The sequence below is a fragment of the Rhizobium sp. WSM4643 genome (assembly GCF_025152745.1).
GTDB lineage: Bacteria > Pseudomonadota > Alphaproteobacteria > Rhizobiales > Rhizobiaceae > Rhizobium > Rhizobium leguminosarum_I.
This window is the reverse complement of record NZ_CP104040.1, coordinates 994,207-1,016,060: the sequence shown is the minus strand read 5'-3', so window position 1 is coordinate 1,016,060 and position 21,854 is coordinate 994,207. Positions and strand designations below refer to the sequence as shown.

28 protein-coding genes and 1 pseudogene are annotated in these 21,854 nt (G+C 58.7%); 6 read left to right on the top strand and 23 right to left on the bottom strand.

Annotated features, from left to right (window positions below; genetic code table 11):
• Positions 1-116: 116 nt before the first annotated feature.
• Positions 117-827, bottom strand: coding sequence for a helix-turn-helix domain-containing protein (locus N1937_RS05255; RefSeq protein WP_260057766.1), 711 nt, complete (start codon positions 825-827; stop codon positions 117-119).
• A gap of 304 nt (positions 828-1,131) precedes the next feature.
• Positions 1,132-1,524, bottom strand: a complete 393-nt coding sequence (locus tag N1937_RS05250; RefSeq protein ID WP_260057765.1) for a Rap1a/Tai family immunity protein — start codon at positions 1,522-1,524, stop codon at positions 1,132-1,134.
• A gap of 208 nt (positions 1,525-1,732) precedes the next feature.
• Between N1937_RS05250 and N1937_RS05245 the strand changes: the two genes are divergently transcribed.
• Both N1937_RS05245 and N1937_RS05240 read left to right on the top strand, forming a co-directional pair.
• On the top strand, positions 1,733-2,161 hold the full coding sequence (locus N1937_RS05245; protein WP_260057764.1) for a hypothetical protein: 429 nt from the start codon (positions 1,733-1,735) through the stop codon (positions 2,159-2,161).
• A 171-nt stretch (positions 2,162-2,332) separates the two neighbouring features.
• Positions 2,333-3,100 carry a hypothetical protein gene (locus N1937_RS05240; protein ID WP_260057762.1) on the top strand — a complete coding sequence of 256 codons (768 nt, stop codon included), beginning with the start codon at positions 2,333-2,335 and terminating at the stop codon, positions 3,098-3,100.
• A gap of 335 nt (positions 3,101-3,435) precedes the next feature.
• Here the strand turns inward: N1937_RS05240 and N1937_RS05235 are convergent, their stop codons facing one another.
• The 3 genes from N1937_RS05235 to N1937_RS05225 all read right to left on the bottom strand — a co-directional run bounded on the left by N1937_RS05235 (position 3,436) and on the right by N1937_RS05225 (position 6,149).
• Positions 3,436-4,254, bottom strand: coding sequence for a hypothetical protein (locus N1937_RS05235; RefSeq protein ID WP_260057760.1), 819 nt, complete (start codon positions 4,252-4,254; stop codon positions 3,436-3,438).
• A 207-nt stretch (positions 4,255-4,461) separates the two neighbouring features.
• Entirely contained in the window at positions 4,462-5,244 is a 783-nt protein-coding gene (locus N1937_RS05230; RefSeq protein WP_260057759.1) for a hypothetical protein, read from the bottom strand.
• Between the two features lie 200 nt (positions 5,245-5,444).
• Positions 5,445-6,149 (bottom strand): recombinase family protein, encoded by a 705-nt coding sequence (locus N1937_RS05225; RefSeq protein ID WP_260057758.1) that lies wholly within the window; start codon positions 6,147-6,149, stop codon positions 5,445-5,447.
• A 239-nt stretch (positions 6,150-6,388) separates the two neighbouring features.
• Between N1937_RS05225 and N1937_RS05220 the strand changes: the two genes are divergently transcribed.
• The gene (locus tag N1937_RS05220) at positions 6,389-6,784 is read left to right on the top strand and encodes a hypothetical protein (RefSeq protein WP_260057757.1); all 396 of its coding nucleotides are present in this window, start codon (positions 6,389-6,391) and stop codon (positions 6,782-6,784) included.
• 230 nt (positions 6,785-7,014) lie between these two features.
• Here the strand turns inward: N1937_RS05220 and N1937_RS05215 are convergent, their stop codons facing one another.
• From N1937_RS05215 to N1937_RS05190, 6 genes are all read right to left on the bottom strand, one after another.
• Positions 7,015-7,209 carry a hypothetical protein gene (locus N1937_RS05215; protein ID WP_260057756.1) on the bottom strand — a complete coding sequence of 65 codons (195 nt, stop codon included), beginning with the start codon at positions 7,207-7,209 and terminating at the stop codon, positions 7,015-7,017.
• Positions 7,196-7,783 (bottom strand): terminase small subunit, encoded by a 588-nt coding sequence (locus N1937_RS05210; RefSeq protein WP_260057755.1) that lies wholly within the window; start codon positions 7,781-7,783, stop codon positions 7,196-7,198. Before N1937_RS05210 ends, N1937_RS05215 begins: the two co-directional genes overlap by 14 nt.
• Before the next feature lie 34 nt (positions 7,784-7,817).
• On the bottom strand, positions 7,818-8,084 hold the full coding sequence (locus tag N1937_RS05205) for a DUF6074 family protein (RefSeq protein ID WP_130664302.1): 267 nt from the start codon (positions 8,082-8,084) through the stop codon (positions 7,818-7,820).
• The gene (locus tag N1937_RS05200; RefSeq protein WP_260057754.1) at positions 8,074-8,907 is read right to left on the bottom strand and encodes a hypothetical protein; all 834 of its coding nucleotides are present in this window, start codon (positions 8,905-8,907) and stop codon (positions 8,074-8,076) included. Before N1937_RS05200 ends, N1937_RS05205 begins: the two co-directional genes overlap by 11 nt.
• Positions 8,908-9,067: 160 nt before the next feature.
• Positions 9,068-9,361: a helix-turn-helix domain-containing protein gene (locus N1937_RS05195; protein WP_260057753.1), complete on the bottom strand. Its 294-nt coding sequence runs from the start codon at positions 9,359-9,361 to the stop codon at positions 9,068-9,070.
• A gap of 263 nt (positions 9,362-9,624) precedes the next feature.
• A complete protein-coding gene (locus N1937_RS05190; protein WP_260057752.1) occupies positions 9,625-10,941 on the bottom strand; it encodes a hypothetical protein in 1,317 nt (438 codons plus the stop codon).
• A gap of 353 nt (positions 10,942-11,294) precedes the next feature.
• Between N1937_RS05190 and N1937_RS05185 the strand changes: the two genes are divergently transcribed.
• Positions 11,295-12,815, top strand: coding sequence for an ABC-F family ATP-binding cassette domain-containing protein (locus N1937_RS05185; protein ID WP_260057751.1), 1,521 nt, complete (start codon positions 11,295-11,297; stop codon positions 12,813-12,815).
• A gap of 196 nt (positions 12,816-13,011) precedes the next feature.
• Here N1937_RS05185 and N1937_RS05180 read toward each other — a convergent pair whose 3' ends face one another.
• From N1937_RS05180 to N1937_RS05170, 3 genes are all read right to left on the bottom strand, one after another.
• The gene (locus N1937_RS05180; RefSeq protein WP_170258757.1) at positions 13,012-13,791 is read right to left on the bottom strand and encodes a VOC family protein; all 780 of its coding nucleotides are present in this window, start codon (positions 13,789-13,791) and stop codon (positions 13,012-13,014) included.
• 76 nt (positions 13,792-13,867) lie between these two features.
• On the bottom strand, positions 13,868-14,335 hold the full coding sequence (locus tag N1937_RS05175) for a DUF1579 domain-containing protein (protein WP_017963465.1): 468 nt from the start codon (positions 14,333-14,335) through the stop codon (positions 13,868-13,870).
• Positions 14,336-14,365: 30 nt separating this feature from the next.
• Positions 14,366-15,094 (bottom strand): DUF899 domain-containing protein, encoded by a 729-nt coding sequence (locus N1937_RS05170; protein ID WP_170279163.1) that lies wholly within the window; start codon positions 15,092-15,094, stop codon positions 14,366-14,368.
• Between the two features lie 88 nt (positions 15,095-15,182).
• Between N1937_RS05170 and N1937_RS05165 the strand changes: the two genes are divergently transcribed.
• The gene (locus tag N1937_RS05165; protein WP_260057748.1) at positions 15,183-15,629 is read left to right on the top strand and encodes a MarR family winged helix-turn-helix transcriptional regulator; all 447 of its coding nucleotides are present in this window, start codon (positions 15,183-15,185) and stop codon (positions 15,627-15,629) included.
• 343 nt (positions 15,630-15,972) lie between these two features.
• Here N1937_RS05165 and N1937_RS05160 read toward each other — a convergent pair whose 3' ends face one another.
• Positions 15,973-16,395 (bottom strand): organic hydroperoxide resistance protein, encoded by a 423-nt coding sequence (locus N1937_RS05160; protein WP_260057747.1) that lies wholly within the window; start codon positions 16,393-16,395, stop codon positions 15,973-15,975.
• 339 nt (positions 16,396-16,734) lie between these two features.
• Between N1937_RS05160 and N1937_RS05155 the strand changes: the two genes are divergently transcribed.
• Positions 16,735-17,223 carry a MarR family winged helix-turn-helix transcriptional regulator gene (locus N1937_RS05155; RefSeq protein ID WP_017963463.1) on the top strand — a complete coding sequence of 163 codons (489 nt, stop codon included), beginning with the start codon at positions 16,735-16,737 and terminating at the stop codon, positions 17,221-17,223.
• Between the two features lie 37 nt (positions 17,224-17,260).
• Here N1937_RS05155 and N1937_RS05150 read toward each other — a convergent pair whose 3' ends face one another.
• The 8 genes and pseudogenes from N1937_RS05150 to N1937_RS05115 all read right to left on the bottom strand — a co-directional run bounded on the left by N1937_RS05150 (position 17,261) and on the right by N1937_RS05115 (position 21,787).
• The gene (locus N1937_RS05150; RefSeq protein ID WP_017963462.1) at positions 17,261-17,485 is read right to left on the bottom strand and encodes a hypothetical protein; all 225 of its coding nucleotides are present in this window, start codon (positions 17,483-17,485) and stop codon (positions 17,261-17,263) included.
• Between the two features lie 209 nt (positions 17,486-17,694).
• Entirely contained in the window at positions 17,695-17,934 is a 240-nt protein-coding gene (gene rpsU, locus N1937_RS05145; protein ID WP_003546477.1) for a 30S ribosomal protein S21, read from the bottom strand.
• A 73-nt stretch (positions 17,935-18,007) separates the two neighbouring features.
• The gene (locus N1937_RS05140) at positions 18,008-18,292 is read right to left on the bottom strand and encodes a hypothetical protein (RefSeq protein ID WP_017963461.1); all 285 of its coding nucleotides are present in this window, start codon (positions 18,290-18,292) and stop codon (positions 18,008-18,010) included.
• Positions 18,293-18,456: 164 nt separating this feature from the next.
• Entirely contained in the window at positions 18,457-18,666 is a 210-nt protein-coding gene (locus tag N1937_RS05135; RefSeq protein WP_003546468.1) for a cold-shock protein, read from the bottom strand.
• 348 nt (positions 18,667-19,014) lie between these two features.
• Positions 19,015-19,749, bottom strand: a complete 735-nt coding sequence (locus tag N1937_RS05130) for a L,D-transpeptidase family protein (protein ID WP_017963459.1) — start codon at positions 19,747-19,749, stop codon at positions 19,015-19,017.
• Between the two features lie 176 nt (positions 19,750-19,925).
• Positions 19,926-20,732, bottom strand: coding sequence for a L,D-transpeptidase (locus N1937_RS05125; protein ID WP_222295996.1), 807 nt, complete (start codon positions 20,730-20,732; stop codon positions 19,926-19,928).
• Positions 20,733-20,830: 98 nt separating this feature from the next.
• A pseudogene (locus tag N1937_RS05120) lies at positions 20,831-21,528 on the bottom strand (nucleotidyl transferase AbiEii/AbiGii toxin family protein).
• A gap of 55 nt (positions 21,529-21,583) precedes the next feature.
• Positions 21,584-21,787, bottom strand: a complete 204-nt coding sequence (locus N1937_RS05115) for a hypothetical protein (protein ID WP_246726254.1) — start codon at positions 21,785-21,787, stop codon at positions 21,584-21,586.
• Positions 21,788-21,854: the final 67 nt, after the last annotated feature.

The following is a 21,854-nucleotide window of genomic DNA, read 5'->3' as shown; positions in this document are numbered from 1 at the left end:
TTTCCAATGTCGCCGGGATCGGCGACCGCATTGCTGTTGCGAGCATCCTTGAGAAAGCCACGAGCGACGGCGAGCCTTCCAGCAACATAGGTGCCGTCCTTTTTCTGGACCCGGTTCTAACCATCCGCGCGCTCCCTGACCCGTGCCGCAAGATCCTCTGGGCGTGCTCCCTGCAGGACGATGGCATCTTCGAGCATCGAGTTCCACCAAGGATCCCCATCGCGGTCGAGGCGACTAACGTCATCGAGGTCCAAGCCAACGACCGAAGGAGTGAATCCGAGCGACCTTGACGACTGCCGCAGATTCTCTCTCACCTTTTCGACAATTCCCGCAAGGACTTCCCGGCGGGCGACAAGGCCGATATCCAGATCGCTGCCGAGGTGATCCTCACCCCTTGCCACACTACCGTAGACAAAGAGACTCGAAAGATCCGGCGTCTGTTCTCCCGCGCTGAGACGTACGGCATCGAGCATCTTCTCGAACCTCACGGATTCGGCGCCGAACAGCGCCTTGATCTGCGGCGCCAGATAATAATCGTGATTGAACCGGTGCAGGCGACTGTGCCCCGAACCTTCGGTGACGATCGCACCACATTCTTCCAGGGAGATCAGACCCTGTCGCGTGCCGGTCTTCGAGAGCTTCGCTCGCCGTGTGATGTCCGAACTGGAGAGCGGTCCGCCGTGGGCAGCGAGGACACGCAGAACGCGAACGTTGGAATCGACCCCAAACACGGTGTCGAGCGGCGCCCGCATTGCACTCTGTGGTTCTGATCGTGCCACATCTTTCTCCAGACGGATATCAAATCCGTTGATCCGATATCCGATCAAATCATTTAATATCAGATTGCTTGATCCGATATTAAACCATTATAAGGCTAGGGGCAATCGTCTGGATCGTCCTCAGAACTATCGGCACCGGTCCGGCGCCGGGAATATCGGAGACTCCGAGCTCCCTTGCCTCCTTTTGCGGGCAATGTTATTGGAATCTCGCAACCCTTCGAGAAAGGAGGATCACGCAATGCAATATTATTTTCGGTTTAATCGCCAGCGTGGTCCCGTCGACGCCCTGCAAATGCGTTTTTACTCTGCATAATATTGTTATTTTTCAAATGCTTATATTAAAGTGTCAAATTTAGTGTCCAATTTCGCCGATGAACAATCGCGAACGTCGAAAGAAACAAGCGGACGCACTGCCAAAGTGAGCCACCCACTGCGGGCACATCTCAGCTAGAGCATTCATGACCACGCCAAAGGCAGGTAATGAAAGATGCTCGGGGTGGCGGTTGAGGTATTCCTTGGTGACACTCAGAAGGGTTTCACTGTTCGCTCTGCTTTCGACGACGCACTGGTAGATATGAGCGCGGGCTGCATCTTCCTTGAAGACCACGCCAATCCGATACTCAGTCACGCCGAGGACGTAACCGGCAGCGAATTGATCATTTGATTGAATGAGCTCTGCGCCACTCATCGCAAAGCTTAGGCTAGGAGATGCGAGGCAGAATGCGAGGAATGCGAGTTTCTTCATAGAGGATGTCTCCCAATTCGTTCGCAACTTATCGGGGACGATCTGATTTGACGAGATGCCAGATCAAGGCGTTGTCGCAGAACGACGAGATGAATGACGGCGCCGGATCGGCCTACAGAAAGCTGTGGGCGATCTCACCACCTCCCGCCACGCCGTTGACTTGCCATGCCATGCTCGCCAAGGCTTAATGCACAACTAGGGGGTGGTTATGAAACGAATTATGTTGGCGCTGGCTGTCGCGGTCTTGGCAGGCTGCGTCAGCCAAAGCGAGATGGCGCTTTCGAACAACGTCTACAAATTAGACATTGATGCGAGCGGGCTCATCGGGACGAGTATCGCCAAAGGGCAGGCACAACGCCGCGTGGCGCAACTTACGCTGGACAAGGGCTTTACGCATTACTTGATACAAGCGGCCGACACGCAAAACTCGCGCACCTACGCGGGCAACATGCCGGTCTATGCGAACACCAACGTCAACATCGTCGGCAACACAGCTTACGGAAACACGACCTATGCCGGCGGACAGGCGATATACAGGCGGCAATCGCAGACCTCCATCGTCGTCGCGATGTTCAGATCGCCGAACATCCCCGGCAACGCCATTGATGCAGCGGCGGTACTGAAAAGCTCAAGATGACGCCGTCAGCGTCCGGGGGGCTTTGAGTGCTTTCAACGCTGCCGACGCGCTAAGATTGAACAGTACGATTTAGGGATCAAGATGCGATGGTGCATCTGGATTGGCGGACCGATACGCCTATCCGCCGTTCGGTCTAAGCGGCTGGACGCCGCCCGCTAAAGGAACCGCCAAATGGGGCTGCAACTATCCAGAACTGAGACCGTCATTGGTCTGCCTGCCGTCACCGCCCGCGACATCATCAAGATTGTCGGCAACTCTGGGGATCGTTTTTTCCTCCCCGACGTCGAACGCGCGCTGGAAGTTAAAGTATGCTTCAAGGAGGAATATGGCCGCAAATACCCCGATCATGAGGCAGCTCGCCTACAGGCTCCTGCGCTACTCTCCAAGATGATCCAGGAAGGCTATGTCGCGGAAGACGGACTACACCAGAGCGAGCAATGGGGTGAGCGCATGGGCTATAAGCTCACCAACAAGGGTGGCGATCTGGCCCGCGTCAAGTTCGTCAAGCGCATTTCGCAAGCGCAAGGGCTGAAACTGCTCAACGACTTCCTTGATCGCGTCCGACAAGTCAACGATCCAGACAGCCCGTATGTCTTCTATGTCAAGAACGCTTGGCTTTACGGCAGTATGCTAGACGCCGATGCCGCCGATATCGGTGATGTAGATCTGGTCGTTGAGTGCCTGATGAAAGACAAGTTCCAGCCCGGCCAGCGTATCGAAGCGTGCGAGGCGCGGGCGGAAGCGGTCGGCCGCAACGTCAGCGGCGTCCATGCTCTCTACTTCTGCTGCGACGAAGTGAAGGTGTTTCTCAAGGCGCGCAAGGCACACCTGTCGCTTGATGGCTTCACCGTCGAGAACATCCATGAAATTAAGGATGGCGTCCTTCCGCTGGTCGTGGATGGCGTAGTCCCAAAGAGGATCGAAAAAAATGACGAATGAAAAGAACGAACTGGCGCAGATGCTCAAGCGACACCGCGCACGCGGTGAGAACGCAGTCAAAGCCACGGCTTCTAACAAATGTCTTTTCACGAGAACCCCAAAGCTTCTGCAGGGCAACCTCTGCTAGCCCCATGCGGTCGCCACAGAATGTATTGCCGAGCGCCGGGAGGGGCTTTCGACGCCACCGGTTTTGTAAGAGGGCCAATTCTGTGTGAGCTTGGGGACCCTTTTGCCACCCCACCCCACCAACCGGAAGACCCAGGAGGGGCCGCCCCCCGCTCTGTCGCTTCCGAAGCGCTCAGATCCGATGGCGAGGCCAGTGTCGTAAACCGCCATTACGGTCCTACTCGGAGCTTGCTCGGCGCAAAAAATAGATTACCCGCCTTACCTGCAACGACGTCCTTTACCTTGTTATTTTTCCCCCGGCTCAGACGAACAATTTCGCCGAGAAGGACGTCTAGGTCTGCCGCGAAGTCGACTTGGACTGCTGTAGGCACGTCTTCTCGGGATCTTATTGGGGAATGGAGATGCATATCGGCAATGTTGCGAAGTGAGGTCTCAAGCCGCTGCATTGAAGCCTTGAACGATTTCTGCGACTTAGCGCCGCCATACTGGTTGGCCAATTCGGCAAAGGTAGCGAAACCAAAAACTGGCGGTACATGGTTTATGATCGTACGGAGAAGCATAGCTGTTGATAGATGGCATCGGTTCGCCGCCGCAATATTGATTTCGCGGCAAAGCTCAATGAGGCGTGCGAAGTCCCAGGGGCCATTGCCGATCGCTTGCAGCGCCAGAACCCGGGTGGGATCGACATAGGATTTGCCAGAAAGTGCTGACTGTGCAGGTATTCGCCGCTTTCGCTCGATTGTACGCACCGCAGCACGCACGATCTGAGTGGCCTCTTCAACAGAGGCATAAGATGGCCCGCCGATAAAACCTCCAGAACCGGTCTTAACGGCATGCAGAAGGTTCAAAGAGTACTCGTTGGCGTAACCGAGTTCTTGGTCGATAATCGACTTTGCCTCAATCGCGAGAGCCTTGAATGCTGCCGAGTGCGTTGTCGGAAGAATAAGGCCGGATATATTTCCCCCATCAACGAACAATGGGAGCAAGGCCGCCATATCGTCCGCAATTCCGGTCAATTCATCGATCATTGGTGGACTGTAGGACAAGCAGCATCGGTACGAAAGTGACGGCCAGACGGGTGCTGCAATTGCCCACAGGCAAATTCAACTGGTGTTTCGTTTTGCGGAGCGGCTAAGCAAGTGGTTAGCGGCGGCAGCAGGCTATTAACTGCTCTGCGGTCTGTGCAACACGCATGGCCATCGTGGTTGGCGTATCGGTTGCCGATCGTCGAAAGCCTATGTGAGAACGCCGTACATTAGGCGATCCAAATGCCAGCTTTCGCGATAGATCTTGAAATCTTTAATAGTGAGGGGCTTATGGTTTCCAGCACTTGGGAGTGCGGATGCACCGGCTATCGTTCGGAAATCCCGTTCTAGTCCCGCAGTTTGATAGTGCGCGCTGATGGAAAGGCGAAGCATTTCGTCCGCGATCTTCTCCGCCTCTTCAGAGGTCATCTCGACCTGCAAGAGAAGCGGCAACCTAAACGATTGCCCCGGCGGAACAATGTAGCCGTTCCCGTCTAGTTCTTCGATCCGTGCATGCAGAGCTTCCGTCAATGGTCGGGCGCTGCCGGCAGTAGGGCCAAAGGTAACAACATGCGCGAGCGCTTCGGCAGGTAGTTTGCCCGCGTTGCGGACGTTGATGGAGCCCTGCGCGGTGAAGTGAAAGCCTTTCTCGTCATACACACCAGCCGTGCTGGTGATCTCAACGCCTTCTATCAGAAGCCACGGCCGCACGTCGATGAAAGAGGTTTCCCTAGCGTGCTTGATCGCGGCGCGCGTTTGGTAGAGCGATACGAACAAGCCTACAAGCCCTAGCCCGCCAACCAAAGATGAGGCCAATGTGACCCAGAACATGGCCGCCGCCCACCAAGCCATGGCCTCTTGGGCTTGTAGATCGCGTATCTCCCGGCCCGTCGCTGCCGCGTCGGCGAAGGTCTGGGCCAGTGGCGGATAGCTATCGGCAAATACCGGCAGGGCGGACGCCGCCACTACGATGCATATCCATGAGCGTCGCATGAATTACTCCAGATCATCAGTTGATGATCCGATATAGTCATCGCTGCTTGAGCGAAGCTTCCCGTTTTGGGCAAGAACCGTTTGAACGCTGCCCTTTGCCAAGGATCGGATAGACCCTGCGCCGCAGCAAAGGATGGCGCACAGCTGGAGCCTTTTGCCACCCCCGCCACCGGAAGGGCGTCCGGGGGCAAGCCCCCTGCCTAATTCGCCTCGTGCTTCCGCTCCAGCATCCGCGAGACGGCCATCCGAGTGAAGGGCTTTCCGGCGCTCGACAGATACCCAGCCTCGGCAAGGGCGTCAGCGACATCGTTGAGCGAGCGCCGCTTGCTGTTGACCGGGTAGCGATGAAGCTTTTTCGCAAGGGCAACCATGTCCTGTCCCCCGTTAAGTTCGGTGTAGTTCTTTCGCCCGCCCACCTTCTTGCCTGTCTCCCGGCGCTTGCGCTCACGGGCGCCGCGCAACTTCTCAACCAGCATCGCCTTCTCGAACTCGGAAACCGCACCGAGAACCTGCCGGATCAAGCGAGCTGTCGGCGTATCCGCAACGAAGCTGTCGGGGCTGTCGACTGCGATCAGATCGATACCGCGCGCCTTCAACATCCCGTGGCCAGTTTCCTGCACAATGAGGTCACGGGCGAAACGGCTGGCGGTCTCCACAAGGATCGTGCGCACGCCATTCGACAGCAGCCGTTCCAGCATTGCCGAGAAGCCCGGCCTCGCGGTGACGGCATCGGCGCCGGAAACGGCTGCGTCGTAGTAGCTGTCCACGATCTCGTAACCTGCAGCCCCTGCATAGGCATCTATAGTTTCGCGCTGCCGCCGCTCGCTGTCCTTGTCCTGCCCGACATTGGCCGCGCTGGAGGTCCGGAGATAGGCCACCGCCTTGATGTTTCCCCTGTTGCTCAAAGCATCCGTCCTCTTTCGTGTATCGTTTCCTTGAGCAAATGATACATGACGATGCAGGGAGATGCCAGAAAAATGCGCATGTCTATGAAGGCGGCAACTTTTCGCTGGGACGGCTTTGCGCCACAATAAGGCATTGTGACACCCTCACCCCTATCAAAATGGCGGAGGTGTGCCTCGTTGCAGCACCAACCCACGGCTGGTAATTTAGCGATCCCTACTTTTAGATAGAGGACTTCACCATGAGAAGGTTTCTTTCAAGCCTCAGTGCACTGGCGTTCTTACTATTAGGCGTAAACGCACATGCCGTGGATCTTCCAGCAGGGGCCAAGAAGGTCACGATGGAAGAGTTCAAAACCTTTGCTGACGGCAAGCACATGAAGGTCGAGATTTTCGACCTCGATAAGCCGGTGAGCGCTGATCTGGTATGGAGTTGGAAGAAAGGCACTGTCACGGGTAAGGCGAACGTAGACGGTAAGATGATAGACGTGAAGACCAAGCTCACGTTCAAGGGTGATAAAGCGTGCACGAACGGCAAAGGCGAGAAGCCAAATTGCCACTTCATATATATCGACGGGAACAAGTTCTATGAAGTGCGAGATGACATGAAGGTACATGCTGTCTCGACGGTTGGGTAATACTGGCGACTATGAGTTCGGGAAGGCGCACTCGCTGCCCGCCGCCCGCTCTAATGACCGCACCGGGCGATGGCGGCCATGCGGGGCGATTGCGAAGGGGTCAGTCATGACCCATCTCCCTCAAAGCTGACGCCGCAATATTTCAGCCGCTTCCCCGCCGCCCTCCACTTGCCACGCCCGTCAAAGCGGGTCTTGGTCCTCACCCGGCCGAGAGCGAAAGCCGTCGAGGATCAGTGCAAGGTAGAGTTTTCCCGCTCTGCCGCGACGAGGTCGGTGCGGCAGCGGCGCTCGATGCTCCATGCAAGTTTCAGCGCCCGGACGGCGGAAACCCTGTCACCGCTCGCTTCCGCCAGATCGGCCAACCTTCGAAGATCCGCGGTTATGCCTTCCCGGGTGATTGGGGTGCGTTCGTCAATCATCGTCATCAAGCCCTATCACTCCTCTGGCCTTTATCTCGTCCGTCTCGATATCCCATGTGATGGGCGGCTCTACGGTACGCCGATTGCCCGCGTCGCCCAATTTCCGCGCCTCGGCTTTCCGCTGCTTGGCCCCATCGGTGAGCGCGGGCCGTGGGCCCGGTCCTTTGCCGAATTGGGCGATCCATTCGCTTTCGGAAAGTTCGAGGACTTTAGTCGGCAAGGGTGCTGGCCTCTGCAACACGGTCGTTTCGCTTCGATCAATCATCAAACCAAGCAGTTTTGCTTGGGTATTGACGGCGGCAACCATGGCAGTCGGATTGCCGCATTGCCTTGCAAACGCAATGATTTCGTCGAGGTCGGCAACTAGCGAGGCGGTTGTTTTTTCCGTCCGCGTAGCCGCCGCTCCCTGCAGTTCTGCGATGCGCCCGAGCACTGCATCATTTCTCATCAATCTATGGGCGCTCACCTCAGCCGTTCGACCAGAGACGCCATAGGCGCTGGAATAGGCTCTGGACGCGGCTTCACCCTTGGCGATGAGGCGGGAGAAAGCTTCATGGCGTTGGTTCGAAAGCGGTGGCATAGGGCGATGATACTCCGGTTCGGGCACTTTCCTGTCACGGTTTTCGGGACACCCGACCGCGCTGTCGCGACCATTCATTCCAGACCGCATCCCAAAACACCTTCATCTGCTCGCGCTGTTCGGCTTCGGAAAGGTCAATGTGGTCGAAGTGACGGCGGATGCCGTGCGTGACCTGCTTGTAGTAAATTTCGGCCTCCCGGCGCGTGGTCATTGTGAGCATCTTCGCGGCGACATGGCGGATTTTGCCGATCCGGTTGACCATCGGGAACAGGACAAGGTGGCAAGGATGGTCATGCGTCATGGCGGCCTCCATTCGCTGTAGGCTCAATTTCGTCCTGCTTTTTGAGACCGCTGTCACGCCCGCCAAGTTTTGGAAGCCATAGGTCGAGTTCATCTTCGATGGAAACTTCGTCTTCGACGAGCACGTCGTCACCGATGGAAATCTCGTCACCAAGCAAAAAATCGTGGGGTACGACGACATCAATACACGTCGGAAAAGAAGCGCTCTGAGAGATAGCTCCTCTCTCCATACTAAAGCTATCTACGGTTTCCTCTACGTAATTGGGTGCAAACGGCGCACCCCTGTCGGTGCAAACGGCGCACCGCCTATCGCCATCTGGGGGTGCAAACGGCGCCCCCCCGAAATCGTCATTCGTGGCACTGTCTCGCGTCGATGGCGACATGGCTGCAGCCTTGGCGTTTCGTTTCCGGCGCTCGATTTCCTTCTCCTCGGCGTTACGCTCCCGAAGCGTCTCGCGCATAACTATCTTGTGGTCGAGGACGTGATTTTCTCTGGCGTTCACGATCCGATATCGCTGGGCACCGTCGCTGGTGATCCCTGCCGGGGTGAAATAACCCAGTTTGACCAGCTCATGGCGGTGCTCGATAAGCGTGCGTCTGGCCAAGCCGGTATCGACCTGTAAGTCAATCAGCGACCGATATGGACAGGCATCCGCAGACCCCATGAAATTGAGATACGACAGCACAATCCCAACGTATCCGGGGCCAGCCATCGGATCGGCGCTGACGGTAGCCAAAAGCTCAAACTTCCATGTCGCGTGGCTGCTGGCCTTCCTTTCCGGTGCCGCTGCCGCTTCCGATTTCTTCCGACCGGTAGCCTTCATTGCATACCCTCCAAAACGGTCACGGCTTTCCCGCGCCGATGGAACGAACCCGGTGCATTCCGAGTTGGGTGCCACGTGGCGCGCAATGCAGACCGGCGTTACGTCCTTGGCGGTTGAGATGAAACGCTGTGGCCCGTCCTGCACAATCGGGGCGGGCTTCTTATGAGTGGGTTTCGGCTGCGGACGGTACATCGTTCGCCTGCTGGGCCTGTCTGCCAACTGGCGAGCCCAGCCCGGTGGGCAACGCCTGCAGGTATAAATCAGCATCGGCCTTGAGGATTAGGGTCTTACGGCCGTTTTTCCGATGCGGCAGCCGCCCGGATTTCATTTCTTGATATAGCTTGGCTCGACAGATGTTTAGGTAGTCGCCAGCTTCCTCTATCGTTAGTGCGGCGCGGACTTCGATCGCTGGCCTGCGTGACCCACGCTTCGGTTTCTGCTTTTCTGCAGTCATGGGGTGTCTCCCTGCGGATGGAAATCAGATGCATGTTGATGCACAAGCATCACAGGTCCGGGGGAGTAATGACAAATGAAAATATTCGATGGGCGCCCTTCAAGCCATTGATCTAAATAATTTTTCCTTAGGTTTAAAGCCGTTTTTTCTTTAGCGCCGCTGCGTCAGTGGTTTGGTGCCGATCCGGTTTAAAGATTAAGTTTAAAAAGGTTGCGGCTGCCGATCTGTTGCGGAATTCCAGACCCATAAATTCCCTTGATGGGTCACTCCGAAAGGCTCACCGTACGGGCGGCAATCGCGTCGTCACTGGCGTCAACGATATATGCAGCGTAGTGCTTTTGTATCATCAGAGGAGACGTGTCATGGAGCGCCGCGACGGTCGACACGTCAATTCCATCTTGAAGATGGCGAACGATAGAGGAATGGCGGAAGGCATATGGCAGCGTGTGCTTTTGAAGCCCCGCCTTTTCCACGATTTGGTGCCAAGGACGGGTGATTTCAGACGCGTGGTACCATGTCGCACGGTCGCCACGCTTCCAAACGGTCGGCGATATCTCTTCGTTTTTCCAGCGTTGGAGCAATGGGCCGTCCGGGTCGGTATCCATCCCGGATGTTAGTATGTCAAAGTCGGTTTCTGCCAGATGTCGCTTCGTCGGCGGTTTGACTTTGCTACCATTGCCCTTGCGGGATGCCGGGACCATTACGACACAATCGGTCATCTCCGCGCCGGTCCTGCGGTCCAAGCGCCGCTGCCGGAACGCGCCTTTCCGGTCGATCCTCACCGCTTGTGAAAACCGTGCACCCGTGGATGCGAGTGCGACCATTAGGCGGTGCAAATCGCCGTCCCAGTTTCCTGCCTCGTCCACTTCCTTTGCAGCGCGCAATGCGGCCCTGATCTCGTCATCAGCAAGAACTTGAATAGCACGGCCATTTAGCTCGTCGTTTTTCACGGTGAGAGCGCCGGAAATCTCTGCCTTCCACGTCGCTGGAAGGAACTTAGCATATTTGCTCCCGGCAAGCCGTAGCGCCGCCTTGAAGTCCCCAGCAAGCCGCTTCTTCGTGGCCACCTTGAGCGGCACGTTGCTGAGCCATTCAAGCAGCCGCTCCGGCGTCGTGTCCTTCAGCTTCGTATCGGACAGGTCCATGTCAGACAGAACGTGCCGTGTCAGCCGGGTGTCAGCGTCGGATCGAATGTTCTCACGGCCTTTGTGTTTCCTGTCGCGCGCATTCCGACCGGCAATGTACTCCTCCACAGCACGGCGCACCGTCAGCGGAAGCGCATTCTTGGCACTGGGGACGTTTGCGGCCTCAGCGAGCGTCAGTGCCTTCACCGACGCGTGCTTGAAACTCAGCGCCTCTTCATCGACGTGAGCATCATCCGCATTGGCGAAGACTTGCACCTTGTAGGGATTGCTTGCACCTTTGGGCGCGTCCGGGTCGTGGTAACGAACGAGCCATTTTCTGGTCTCTGGAGATTTTCTGTAACCAAGAAATACGCCCGGCGCCAGACGCTCCCAAACTGGCTTCTTGGCAATTGGAAGCTTGTTTCGCTTCGCAACTGTGTCAATCTTCGATACCATGATCCGTATCCAGAGTGTCCAATAGTGTCCAATAGTGTCCAATAGTGTCCAATTTATACCCATCGGAACCAGTAGACAAGAATAGACCGCAATGGAGTAAGCATTTGAGAAGCCATCGACTTTTCCGAACGCACATAGACACTGATGGACAGCCAAAACGCCCTGCAAATGCGTTTGCAGGGCTGACCAGAGACCGTTTCTCGACATCTCTTCCTGGTCTGCCCTTCGTGACCAATGCGACGCCGTAGCTGACAGCGCGCATTCCTCTCATTTTCCGGCTCGAACCGCGCAATCCCGTGATGGCTGAACGCCCCGGACCGCGCTTGATACCCGGTCAAGACCAGAGAACGATCATGACACTCATCAATATCCGCAATCTCGGCGTGACGCTGGGCAATCCCTTGTTTTCCAAGCTCAATCTCGTCGTCAATGCCGGCGACCGCATCGGCCTCGTCGCCGCCAACGGGCGGGGGAAATCAACGCTGCTTGCCTGCATCACCGGCGCGCTGGAGCCGAGCGAGGGCGAGATCACCAAGGCGCGCGGGCTGACCATCGGCCATGTCGCGCAGAATGTGCCGCCTGCCCTTTTCGACACGCCGTTCTACGATGCGGTGCTGCAGGCGCTGCCGGCCGATCAGGCCGAAAGCGAGAGCTGGCGGGTCGACGTGGTGCTGGACTCGCTCGATGTGCCGGAGGCCATGCGCGGCCGGCCGCTGAAACAGTTGAGCGGCGGATGGCAGCGGCTTGCCATGCTTGCCCGCACCTGGGTGAGCGAGCCCGACGTGCTTCTGCTCGACGAGCCGACCAACCATCTCGACCTCGAAAAGATCGCGCAGCTGGAGGGCTGGCTGAATGCGCTGCCGCGCGACGTGCCGGTCATCCTGTCCAGCCACGACCGCGCCTTTCTCGATGCGACAACCAACCGGACGCTGTTCCTGCGGCCGGAACAATCGCCGGTCTTCGCCCTGCCCTATACCCGGGCGCGCGCTGCCCTCGACGAGACCGACGCTTCCGAAGCCAGGCGTTACGAGCGGGACATGAAGGTGGCGGAGCAGTTGCGGAAGCAGGCGGCCAAACTCAACAATATCGGCATCAATTCCGGCAGCGATCTGCTCGTCGTCAAGACGAAGCAGCTCAAGCAGCGGGCGGAGAAGCTGGAGGACGCGGCAAAACCGGCGCACCTGGAGCGGTCGGCCGGCGCCATCCGGCTTGCCAATCGCGGCACGCATGCCAAGGTGCTGGTGACGCTGGAGGATGCGGCGGTGACAACGCCGGATGGAACGCTGCTGTTCAAAACCGGCCGGCAGTTCATCTGCCAGGGCGACCGCATCGTGCTGCTCGGCCTCAACGGCGCCGGCAAGTCACGGCTGGTGTCGATGCTGAAACAGGCGATCGAAAGACCGGAGACGGCGCGCGACAGCATCAAGGCGACGCCTTCGCTGGTGCTCGGCTATGGCGACCAGGCGCTTGCCGATCTCACTGACACCGATACGCCGATCGGCACGATCATCCGCCGCTTCGATGTCGGCGACCAGCGGGCCCGCGCCTTGCTGGCCGGCGCCGGCATGACGATCGACATGCAAGCAAAACCGATCGGCCAACTCTCCGGCGGCCAGAAAGCGCGGCTCGGCATGCTGGTGCTGCGGCTGACGGAACCGAACTTCACCCTGCTCGACGAGCCGACCAACCATCTCGACATCGAGGGACAGGAGGCGCTGGAGAGTGAGTTGATGGCGCATGAAGCGAGCTGCCTGCTGGTCTCCCACGACCGCAGTTTCGTGCGGGCGGTGGGAAACCGGTTCTGGCTGATCGAGAGGAAGCGGCTGGTGGAAGTCGAGAGCCCGGAAGGATTTTTTGCTTCGGTTGCGGGGTGAACGGATGGTGGGATCCGGAGCGTAGTTGTTGTTGACGGTGTACCGTGCAGCCCCCTCATCCGCCCTACGGGCACCTTCTCCCCGCTGGGGAGAAGAGGGAATCGAGACGTCGCCACGAGTCTCTTCTCCCCTCGGGGAGAAGGTGGCGGCAGCAGGAAGGGGGCCACACGGCACGCCGCCAACGATGCGCTAAACCCTACCGCTTCGGTGCCACTAGGCAGAAGAAGGCGCCTTGGGGGTCGGTGGCCTGGATGATCCAGCTGCCGCCGGGGACTTCCATCGGGCCGTGGACCACCTTGCCGCCGCCTGATGTGAGGCGTTCGGTTGCGGCGTCGAGGGTCGGCACGATGAAATAATAACACCAGAACGGCATCTGGATATTTTCCGGCTTGGTCATCATGCCGCCGATCTGCTTGCCGTTATGGGCGAAGAGATAATAGACGCCCATCGGTCCCATATCCATCTCGCTGTCCTTCGTCCAGCCGAACAGCTTGGAATAGAAGGCCAGCGCCTCTTTGCCATTGCCGGCATAGAGTTCGCGCCAGCCGATATTGCCGGGAGCGTCGACGGCCAGTTCCGGCATGGGCTTCTCCATCGGCGCCGGCGTCATGATGCAGAGCACCGCGCCATGCGGATCGGCGACGACGGCGAAGCGGCCGATGGTCGGGATGTCTTCCGGCGGACGGCGGACCGAACCGCCATTGGCGGCGAAATCCTTGGCCGTCTGGTCGACGTCGTCGACATCGACATAACCCGTCCAGTTCGGCGGAATGCCCTTGCCTTCGAGTTCGGCCGGAAATTCCATCAGGCCGGCGACGCCGATGCCGTTCGCCTCGAAGATCGTGTAGGTGGGCATGCCCTCCATTTTCATCTCGGAGGTGGTCCAGCCGACGACCGAGCTGTAGAATTTCGCAGCAGCTGATGTGTCGGGGGTCATCAACTCACACCAGATGAACTTTCCATGCGTCTCAGACATCATACTCTCCCTATTTCGACGCCCCTCTTCCGAGGCCTCCTATGAGGCCCCTTTTCGAGGCTGGGCGCCGTGATTGTCAGAACCTGCGGGCGTATTGCGCTTCCATGAACTGCTTCCAGGAGCCATCCGGCTGCCTGGTGCTGGAGATAAAGCTGCGGTGATCGGCATCGACGAAGATGATCTGCTCGCGGTAATCGGCAAGGCCCTCGCCAGTGAAGTCGGGACCTCTCGTATAGAGGTCCAGCACGTTGCCCGACGCGTCGACCTCGCCCTCATAGACCCACATATAATCCATCATGCTGCCGATCCAGCTGCCGATGTACTTGCCTTTTGCGGCGTTATAGCCAAGCGTCAGGATGCTGGTGGCCTCCCTACCGTCCGGCATGCGGCCGGTTCCTTCGGCGACGAACCAGATGCCGTGCAGCGAGCGGACGGTCTCGGCCCAGGGTTCGCCGCCCGTCATGTCGGGTGCGGTGACGGTCCAGTCGCCAAGCAGTCTCTCCAGGAAGGAATGTTCCTTCAGCACTTCAGCGGTCTTCATCATCTCTTCTCCCTTGAGTGATGGCGGCCTATGTCAGTGACAGCAGGATGGCGCCTTCGGGGCCTCCTCATACTCGTCGTGGCGGCGCACGAAATTCATCGTGCTGTCCTCGTTGCGGCCCTTCGGCGCGCGGTCGAGGATCATCAGGGTTCCGATCAGTTCTTCCGGGCCGCGGGCATAACTCGAATAGGTGTGGAAGACCTCGCCCTTGTCGTTGCGGTAGAAAGCGCTGAGGCCGGGCAGTTCGTCATTGGCATCAGCCGGCTGCATGGGGGTGAAATTGTAGAAGACCTTGTCTTTGGCAAGGTCCTCCGGGCTGAAAGAAACGTGATAATCGAAATTAAAATCGCTGCCGAAGGAGGAGACCCAGGGAAATTTCCAGCCCATGCGCTGTTTATAGGCGACGATCTTATCGAGCGGCGCGCGCGAAACGGCGACCCAGGTGACGTCGTGATGGTTCAGATGCGGCAGGGCGCCATCGACATGATCCGACAGGAAGGAGCAGCCGGTGCAGCCGGCATCCCAATCCGGGCCGAGCATGAAATGGTAGATCAACAGCTGGCTGCGGCCGTCGAAGAGATCGGCGAGAGACTTCCTGCCCTCCGGTGTTTCGAAGACATAGTCCTTGTCGACCTTCACCCAGGGCAGCGCCAGACGGGCAGCGTTGACGCTGTCGCGCAGCCGTGTCGCCTCCTTCTCCTTTGCCAGCAGGGCACGCCGGGCTTCGAGCCATTCTTCGCGGGAAACAACCTCATTCTGCATGAAATGCGCCCTCCTCCGGCGCTTGCCGGTGAAGCCGGCCCATCTCCTTCTCCTTGACTAAATACATTGATATCAATAGAAATGGAGCATGTCAAATTCGATCGAGATTGCCTTTTCCACGACGCTGATGGTGCGCGACACCTGCCTCTGCCTGCATGTGCAGCGGGCGGCGCGCGCGCTTGCTCGGCTGTTCGACGACGCGCTGAGGCCGGCCGGCCTGACCAACGGCCAGTTTTCGCTGATGATGTCGCTGAACCGGCCGGAGCCGCCGCCGATGGGGCCGGTCGCCGCCCTGCTCGCCATGGACCAGACGACGCTAACGGCGGCGCTGAAACCGTTACAGCGCAAGGGTTGGGTGAAGGTGATGGAGAACCCGAGGGACAGGCGCGGCCGGCTGCTGAGCCTCACCACTGAGGGCAAGGCGGTGCTGGCAATGGCGCTACCGATCTGGCAAAGCACGCATGCGATGATCGACGCGAAGCTGCCGGAAGGCGGCGCCGCCCGACTGCGGCAGGATCTGCAGGCACTGTCATGAATGACGATAAAAACGCCGAAGCCGGCCAGGCTGAACGCCGACTTCGTCACAGCGGACAGGTAACGGCCGAATAGAGCAAGCCGATGGCTGCCCCTCACCCTAGCCCTCTCCCCGTAAAAACGGGGAGAGGGGACGTGCCCCGCGAGAGGTTAGCGAGGAACGGAGAGGCCGCGGCATATCCCCTTCGCCCCGTTTACGGGGAGAAGGTGGCGGCAGCCGGATGAGGGGCTGGCCTCACCGATCTCCTGGGCCGGGCTATACTGCGTTCGTCACAGGAGCAGAAGCGCGACGGTCTCCGGCTGAAGACGGAAGCCGCTCCAGCATTTTGCTGGAAACGCCTGGATCAGGCTACGGTGACCGGGACCTCGGTCGAGGTGCGCATGGCGTGGCTGTAGGGGCAGACGATGTGGGCTGCGGCTGCGAGCTTTTCAGCGGTTTCGCGGTCGAGGCCGGGGATATTGACCGTCAGGGCCACTTCGATGCCGAAGCCACCGCCATCTTCACGCGGGCCGATGCCGACCTTGGCGGAGACCGTCGTATCTTCCGGAATCTTGACCTTCTGCTGACCCGCGACAAATTTCAATGCACCGAGGAAGCAGGCAGAATATCCGGCAGCGAAGAGCTGTTCGGGATTGGTGCCGGTCGCACCGTCGCCGCCGAGTTCCTTGGGAACGGTCAGGGTCACGTCCAGAACGCCGTTATCGGAAACAGCGCGGCCTGCGCGGCCGCCGGTGGCAGAGGCTTTGGTCGTATAGAGAATAGGCATGACGATCTCCTTTGGTTGGCCCTTCGATCGGGTTGGATTTTTTAATATCGCTCAATTAAATTGTACGCAAGTGAATTTTGCAAATTGCATTTCGAATTCGAAAGGAGGACAATCCGGCCTTGGAACAGGATGATTTTAAGCAGCATCGGCCTAAAATCTGAATCCTATTCTAAATTAAAGAGTTAGAGCATGATGCCGCCCGAAAACCGCGCACACTTTTCGGCATCATGCTCTAGAGCAATTCCAGCAAAGCTGCGCAGCGGTTGGCGCCCGGAATTGCGTGAAAACAAAGGGATAGAGCATTTCCGTGATTCGAAGAAAAACGGAAATGCTCTGGGGATGATGGATATGAGAGCGCAAACGACGAAGACGATGGAGATACCGGAAGAGGAGAAGCGGCTGGAAAAGCAGTTGTGCTTCGCGGTCTACGCGACGGCGCATGCCTTCACCCGCGCCTACAAGCCGATACTCGACAGGGTCGGCCTGACCTATCCTCAATATCTGGTGATGCTGGTGCTGTGGGAACGCGGCGAGCTGCCGGTGAAGATGATCGGCGAGCAGCTCGACCTCGATTCCGGCACGTTGTCACCGCTGCTGAAGCGGCTGGAACAGGGCGGGCTGATCAAGCGCATCCGCGACCTGCGCGACGAACGGCAGGTGATCGTGTCGCTGACCCCAAAAGGCCAGGCGATGAAGGGAGAGATCGATACGATCATGACGGCGATCGGGCAAGCCGCAGGCTGCACGCTTAAGGAAATGGCCGAGATGCGCGACATGCTGCATCGGCTGCGGGGCAATCTCGGGCGGACCGGCACCGGCGACGGCTGAACGCATCACCCGTTAGAGCCGGCGTGCGCGCCGAGAATCAGGGCTGCGGCTTAGCCGGTGACCGGCGCTTCTTTGCAGGCGCCACCTTAGGTTCGGCCTCGGCTTCCTGCTGCAAACGCAACGCCTTCAGCTTCTCCGTCTTCTTGTCACGGGCCGATGCCTCGGCGGCGATGATGGCGCGGGCCGTGTGATCGGTCGCTTCCGCCTTGTCGCGAGACGAGAGCTTGGCAGGATTGAAGAATTCTCCCTTGGTGGCGGTCATGTGCCCCTTTCCCAGGTGATGGCGGCGCTGTCGCATAATTCCTTAAATCGGAATCGGTTCAAGGAATTATGCAAAAATTCAAACTGTTACACCGCCCTTTGCGCGCCTGAAAAGACGCGCGGCGCTGTAAGCCATGGCTCGACGGCAGATCCCATGATTCACGGCTGAACCATGATTGCACGGTGGGGGCCGTGATGCCACGGCCGGGATTAGCGGGTCGGGCGGAGAACCTTCTTCGGTGCCGGCAGCAGACCTTCGCGCTGCAGCTTCTTGCGGGCGAGCTTGCGCTGGCGGCGAATGGCCTCGGCCTTTTCGCGGGCGCGCTTCTCGGACGGCTTTTCAAAGGCGCTGCGCGCCTTCATTTCCCGGAACAGGCCTTCCCGCTGCATCTTCTTCTTGAGCACGCGGAGCGCCTGATCGACATTGTTATCTCTGACGAGTACCTGCAAAACGATATCCTTCCTGTCGCGGCGGCCGCCGCACTGTCCAAATTAAAACCCGGGCCAAAATAAAAACCCGGGACTACTTCCCGATTTTGATGCTCGAAAACTTCAGCCAGGGCTCGGCGCCGTCGGACTTGGCCGCCGCCTCGGGAGAAGCCCTCGACGGAGTTTCACCGGTATCGATGTCGGCCTCAGTGATGCGGCGCTCGAAATTCTCTGCGTCGAACTGGACGCGATATTGCACATGCCCATGGTCGTTGGGCAGGATGCTGGAGATCCGGCACCGCTTATCGGCTTTCGCCGTGCGGGTGAGGCCGGATTTCAGCACGATCATGTCGCCGACTTTATAGTTTTGTCTGCCCATTTCAGCGTTCCTTCGACTCTTCGGCTGCTCAATCTGTCGCTCACAAGGCCTGCGCAAAGCAAAAAGGCCGGGCTCGAACCCGACCTCTTCCAGTCACTCAGCCCGCTGCCAGTTTGGTCAGCCCGCTGCCAGTACATCCGTGGTCAGCATAGGCGAATGACAAATTATGCGGCCTGAAGATTGTCAGCCGAATTCTTGCCGGACTTCTTGTCGCGGACGAGATCGTAGCGGATCTTCTGACCTTCAACGAGTTCGCGCATTCCGGCGCGTTCAACCGCTGAGATATGGACAAAAACGTCCGTAGAACCATCATCGGGCTGAATGAAGCCAAAACCCTTGGTGCCATTGAACCACTTGACGACGCCTGAATTCATAACGATCTCCTTTTCAACCGTTTGTGTTCGCCTGCGGAACAGTCCCCGACAAGCCGTATCGATGTTGAGAGGATATCTGACGGAGCGCTCAAGCGCGTGGACAAAGGTCGCAAGCAATTCGATACGCACCATGTAGGATATTTACCGAATTAAGCAATGGTATTTCGGAAAATAATTCTCTTGCGGGCGCAAAATGAAGCTCTTGCCTGGGAGGCAAAGCACTGCTTGCCTGGGGCAAAGCAGCCGCTTGCCTGGGGCAAAGCACCTGCTTGCCTGGGGCAAAGCACCTGCTTGCCTGGGAAAAGGGATTGGTCCGAGGCGGCCGGATCGCGACCGCCTCGGTGAAAATTACTGCCAGACGACGATCGGCGCCTTTGTCGGAACGCGGTCGTAGAGATCGATGATATCCTGGTTGAGCAGCCGCACGCAGCCCGACGAGACGGCCTTGCCGATCGAGCGCCAGTCCGGATTGCCGTGCAGGCGGTAGAGCGTGTCCTCTCCATTCGAGAAGATATAGAGGGCGCGGGCGCCGAGCGGGTTCTTCAGGCCCGGCTCCATGCCGCCGTTGTCGATCGAATATTTGACGAGTTCCGGCTGGCGAGCGACCATCTCGTTCGGCGGCTTCCAGCGCGGCCATCTCTGACGCCACTGGATGACGCCCGACCCCTGCCAGGCGAAACCCTCGCGGCCGATGCCGACGCCGTAACGCATTGCCATGCCGTCGCCCTGGACGAGATAAAGGAAGCGTGACGGCGTATCGACGACGATGGTGCCGGGGGCCTGGCCGGTAGGATCGACGACGCGCTGGCGATAATAGCGCGGATCGATCTGTTCGTAGGGAACAGCGGGAATGAGAAACCCGCCGTCCTCGACGGGGCCATACATGACGGCAAGCTCGGCGCCGCTCGGTACGCTCGACGTTTCCGGCGACTGGAACAGGCGCATGGGCGAACGGTAAATGATCGTTTGATCGCCTGATGTCACGGTGTTGGCCGAGGAGGCGCAGCCGGTGAGCGCGGAGGCTGCGGTCAACGCCGAAAAGGAAAGAAAGCTACGGCGGGAAAGATGTCTATCGAAGCTCATGACGCGGGACTGATTTCCTTTGATACGGGAAGCCGGACGAGACATCGACTAAACCGATGATTCGTCCAATGCCGGTAACGACAATAGGAAATCTATCGGCTTGCGCTAAATAAACCATAGCTTCACGCAGACGTGTCCGACCCGCAGCGGACGATATGGGCTGCGCTGTTGCAGCGCTACATCACAACGATCTCGGCCCTGGCAGGAATGCGGTTATAAAGATCGATGACATCCTGGTTTAGCATGCGTACGCAGCCCGACGAGGTGGCCTTGCCGATCGACTGCCAGTCGGGGGTGCCATGGACGCGGTAGAGCGTATCCTGCCCGTCCTTGTAGATATACATGGCGCGCGCGCCGAGCGGGTTCATCAGCCCCGGATTCATGCCGCCATTCTCCGCCCCGAAGGGACGAACCTCAGGCTGGCGCGACACCATTTCGACCGACGGTGTCCAGCGCGGCCATTTCTGCTTCCACTGGATGACGCCGCGGCCGGACCAGGCGTAACCGTCGCGGCCGAGGCCGACGCCGTAGCGCATCGCCTTGCCGTTGCCCTCGACGAAATAGAGGAAATGCGCCTTGGTATCGACGACCACGGTGCCGGGACGCTCGGCCGTCTGATAATCGACCTCCTGGCGCAGGAACTGCGGCTGCACGCGGCTGACCGGGATTGCCGGCAGGGTGAAATCCTCGTCACGAAGCTCACCATACATCGCCATATGCACGGGATTGCTAACCGGCAGGCCATAGGTCTGGTGGAACTGTGTCTTGTAGAGCTCGCGCGTCTGCGGCACCGGCTGATCGGGGATCGGCCGCACCCGGCGCGGATCGACGCCGGGCGGCTGATAGAAGACCGGCGAGGTTTCCTGGACGAAGCGGGCGGGCGAATCGGCGGCGACATCGGGAATGAGGATGTTGCAGCCGCTCAGCGACGCAACTGCAATCACGAGCCCGGCAATCGGGAAGACCCGGCGCAGAAAATTCATGGAACCACCCTTATCAACGATCGGCAGACAGCGATATCTGCCGGAACGATGGCATCCGCGGCTGGCGCGAGGCTGGCGTCGGCGTGGGAAGGCGGGGGCTAAGACGACCAGAGTCGCCGGGCTTCGCCACGAAGCGCAGCGATCGCCCGCACGGCAAGGTCGCCGTCCATCTGTAGGACGCTTGCGGCATGTCTCAACTCGGTGTCGTCCTCAAGTCTGGCGAGGACCCAACCGATCTTGCGCTCAATGTCTTGCCCATAAGCTTCCGTCGCCTTGAGAACAGCGACAGCGGGAATTTCCACGTAGCGGGTGAGAAGCATGCCGAGATCGATAGCATCACGATAGGCGACGGCCCTGTCCTGGCAGCGGTCGGCATTGGCGAGCAGTTTTTCGGCGAACATATCAGGCAGCGACAATATGGGAACACTCAGCCGAGGATCGATAGTGCCTTCAAGAGCAATCCGCGCCTCGCGCACGATTTCGAAGCGAATCGGCTGCCCGTCGAGGGTAAGGACCGTGCGGATGCCGTATTGGTCTGTCCTGAAGTCTCGGAGCGCGGCAACCGGCCTTCCGAAAAAGGCTCCTACTCCGCTTTCGACCGCCGCCATACGCAAGGCGCGATATCCCTCGCCATCCGCACAGAGAAAATGGACATCGAGCGACAGTCGGTATTCGTCGAGATGAATGACAATGGCGGTTCCGCCGGCAAACCAACACTTGTTGGCCAGAAGAAAATCAGTCCCATCAGCCGAAGGGCCGCGGCGATGATGCGATGTTCCGGACGTCTGAATTCCATGGTGGCCACCCAATTTCCGCCCAAGCCTAAACGCGAAGGATAAAGAAACGGAAAATCAGGAAACGAGCAGGACGCCGTTACCATAGGTGGCGGCCAGATCGCGGATCAGTTGCACCTCCCGCTCGGTCAGCCTGCCGGTATCGACGAAACGCCAGTTGCGTTCATAAAGCGCGAAGGCCTCGCGGGCAGGCATGGCGCGCGCAAGATCACGATTCCAGGCGAGCGATTTCAGCTCGGGGAAGTCGTTCGGCACAATCATGCTCTCTGGCATGCTCTTAGCGTTCGTCGTCATGACAGCAATATAGGCCAATGGCCCTCTATTTGAA

Coding starts and splice junctions, on each gene's coding strand:
- N1937_RS05250 (WP_260057765.1), bottom strand. CDS start 1,524: ATGAAGAAACTCGCATTCCTCGCATTCTGCCTCGCATCTCCTAGCCTA.
- N1937_RS05245 (WP_260057764.1), top strand. CDS start 1,733: ATGAAACGAATTATGTTGGCGCTGGCTGTCGCGGTCTTGGCAGGCTGC.
- N1937_RS05240 (WP_260057762.1), top strand. CDS start 2,333: ATGGGGCTGCAACTATCCAGAACTGAGACCGTCATTGGTCTGCCTGCC.
- N1937_RS05235 (WP_260057760.1), bottom strand. CDS start 4,254: ATGATCGATGAATTGACCGGAATTGCGGACGATATGGCGGCCTTGCTC.
- N1937_RS05230 (WP_260057759.1), bottom strand. CDS start 5,244: ATGCGACGCTCATGGATATGCATCGTAGTGGCGGCGTCCGCCCTGCCG.
- N1937_RS05220 (WP_260057757.1), top strand. CDS start 6,389: ATGAGAAGGTTTCTTTCAAGCCTCAGTGCACTGGCGTTCTTACTATTA.
- N1937_RS05215 (WP_260057756.1), bottom strand. CDS start 7,209: ATGACGATGATTGACGAACGCACCCCAATCACCCGGGAAGGCATAACC.
- N1937_RS05210 (WP_260057755.1), bottom strand. CDS start 7,783: ATGCCACCGCTTTCGAACCAACGCCATGAAGCTTTCTCCCGCCTCATC.
- N1937_RS05205 (WP_130664302.1), bottom strand. CDS start 8,084: ATGACGCATGACCATCCTTGCCACCTTGTCCTGTTCCCGATGGTCAAC.
- N1937_RS05200 (WP_260057754.1), bottom strand. CDS start 8,907: ATGAAGGCTACCGGTCGGAAGAAATCGGAAGCGGCAGCGGCACCGGAA.
- N1937_RS05195 (WP_260057753.1), bottom strand. CDS start 9,361: ATGACTGCAGAAAAGCAGAAACCGAAGCGTGGGTCACGCAGGCCAGCG.
- N1937_RS05190 (WP_260057752.1), bottom strand. CDS start 10,941: ATGGTATCGAAGATTGACACAGTTGCGAAGCGAAACAAGCTTCCAATT.
- N1937_RS05185 (WP_260057751.1), top strand. CDS start 11,295: ATGACACTCATCAATATCCGCAATCTCGGCGTGACGCTGGGCAATCCC.
- N1937_RS05180 (WP_170258757.1), bottom strand. CDS start 13,791: ATGTCTGAGACGCATGGAAAGTTCATCTGGTGTGAGTTGATGACCCCC.
- N1937_RS05175 (WP_017963465.1), bottom strand. CDS start 14,335: ATGATGAAGACCGCTGAAGTGCTGAAGGAACATTCCTTCCTGGAGAGA.
- N1937_RS05170 (WP_170279163.1), bottom strand. CDS start 15,094: ATGCAGAATGAGGTTGTTTCCCGCGAAGAATGGCTCGAAGCCCGGCGT.
- N1937_RS05165 (WP_260057748.1), top strand. CDS start 15,183: ATGTCAAATTCGATCGAGATTGCCTTTTCCACGACGCTGATGGTGCGC.
- N1937_RS05160 (WP_260057747.1), bottom strand. CDS start 16,395: ATGCCTATTCTCTATACGACCAAAGCCTCTGCCACCGGCGGCCGCGCA.
- N1937_RS05155 (WP_017963463.1), top strand. CDS start 16,735: ATGATGGATATGAGAGCGCAAACGACGAAGACGATGGAGATACCGGAA.
- N1937_RS05150 (WP_017963462.1), bottom strand. CDS start 17,485: ATGACCGCCACCAAGGGAGAATTCTTCAATCCTGCCAAGCTCTCGTCT.
- N1937_RS05140 (WP_017963461.1), bottom strand. CDS start 18,292: ATGGGCAGACAAAACTATAAAGTCGGCGACATGATCGTGCTGAAATCC.
- N1937_RS05135 (WP_003546468.1), bottom strand. CDS start 18,666: ATGAATTCAGGCGTCGTCAAGTGGTTCAATGGCACCAAGGGTTTTGGC.
- N1937_RS05130 (WP_017963459.1), bottom strand. CDS start 19,749: ATGAGCTTCGATAGACATCTTTCCCGCCGTAGCTTTCTTTCCTTTTCG.
- N1937_RS05125 (WP_222295996.1), bottom strand. CDS start 20,732: ATGAATTTTCTGCGCCGGGTCTTCCCGATTGCCGGGCTCGTGATTGCA.
- N1937_RS05115 (WP_246726254.1), bottom strand. CDS start 21,787: ATGATTGTGCCGAACGACTTCCCCGAGCTGAAATCGCTCGCCTGGAAT.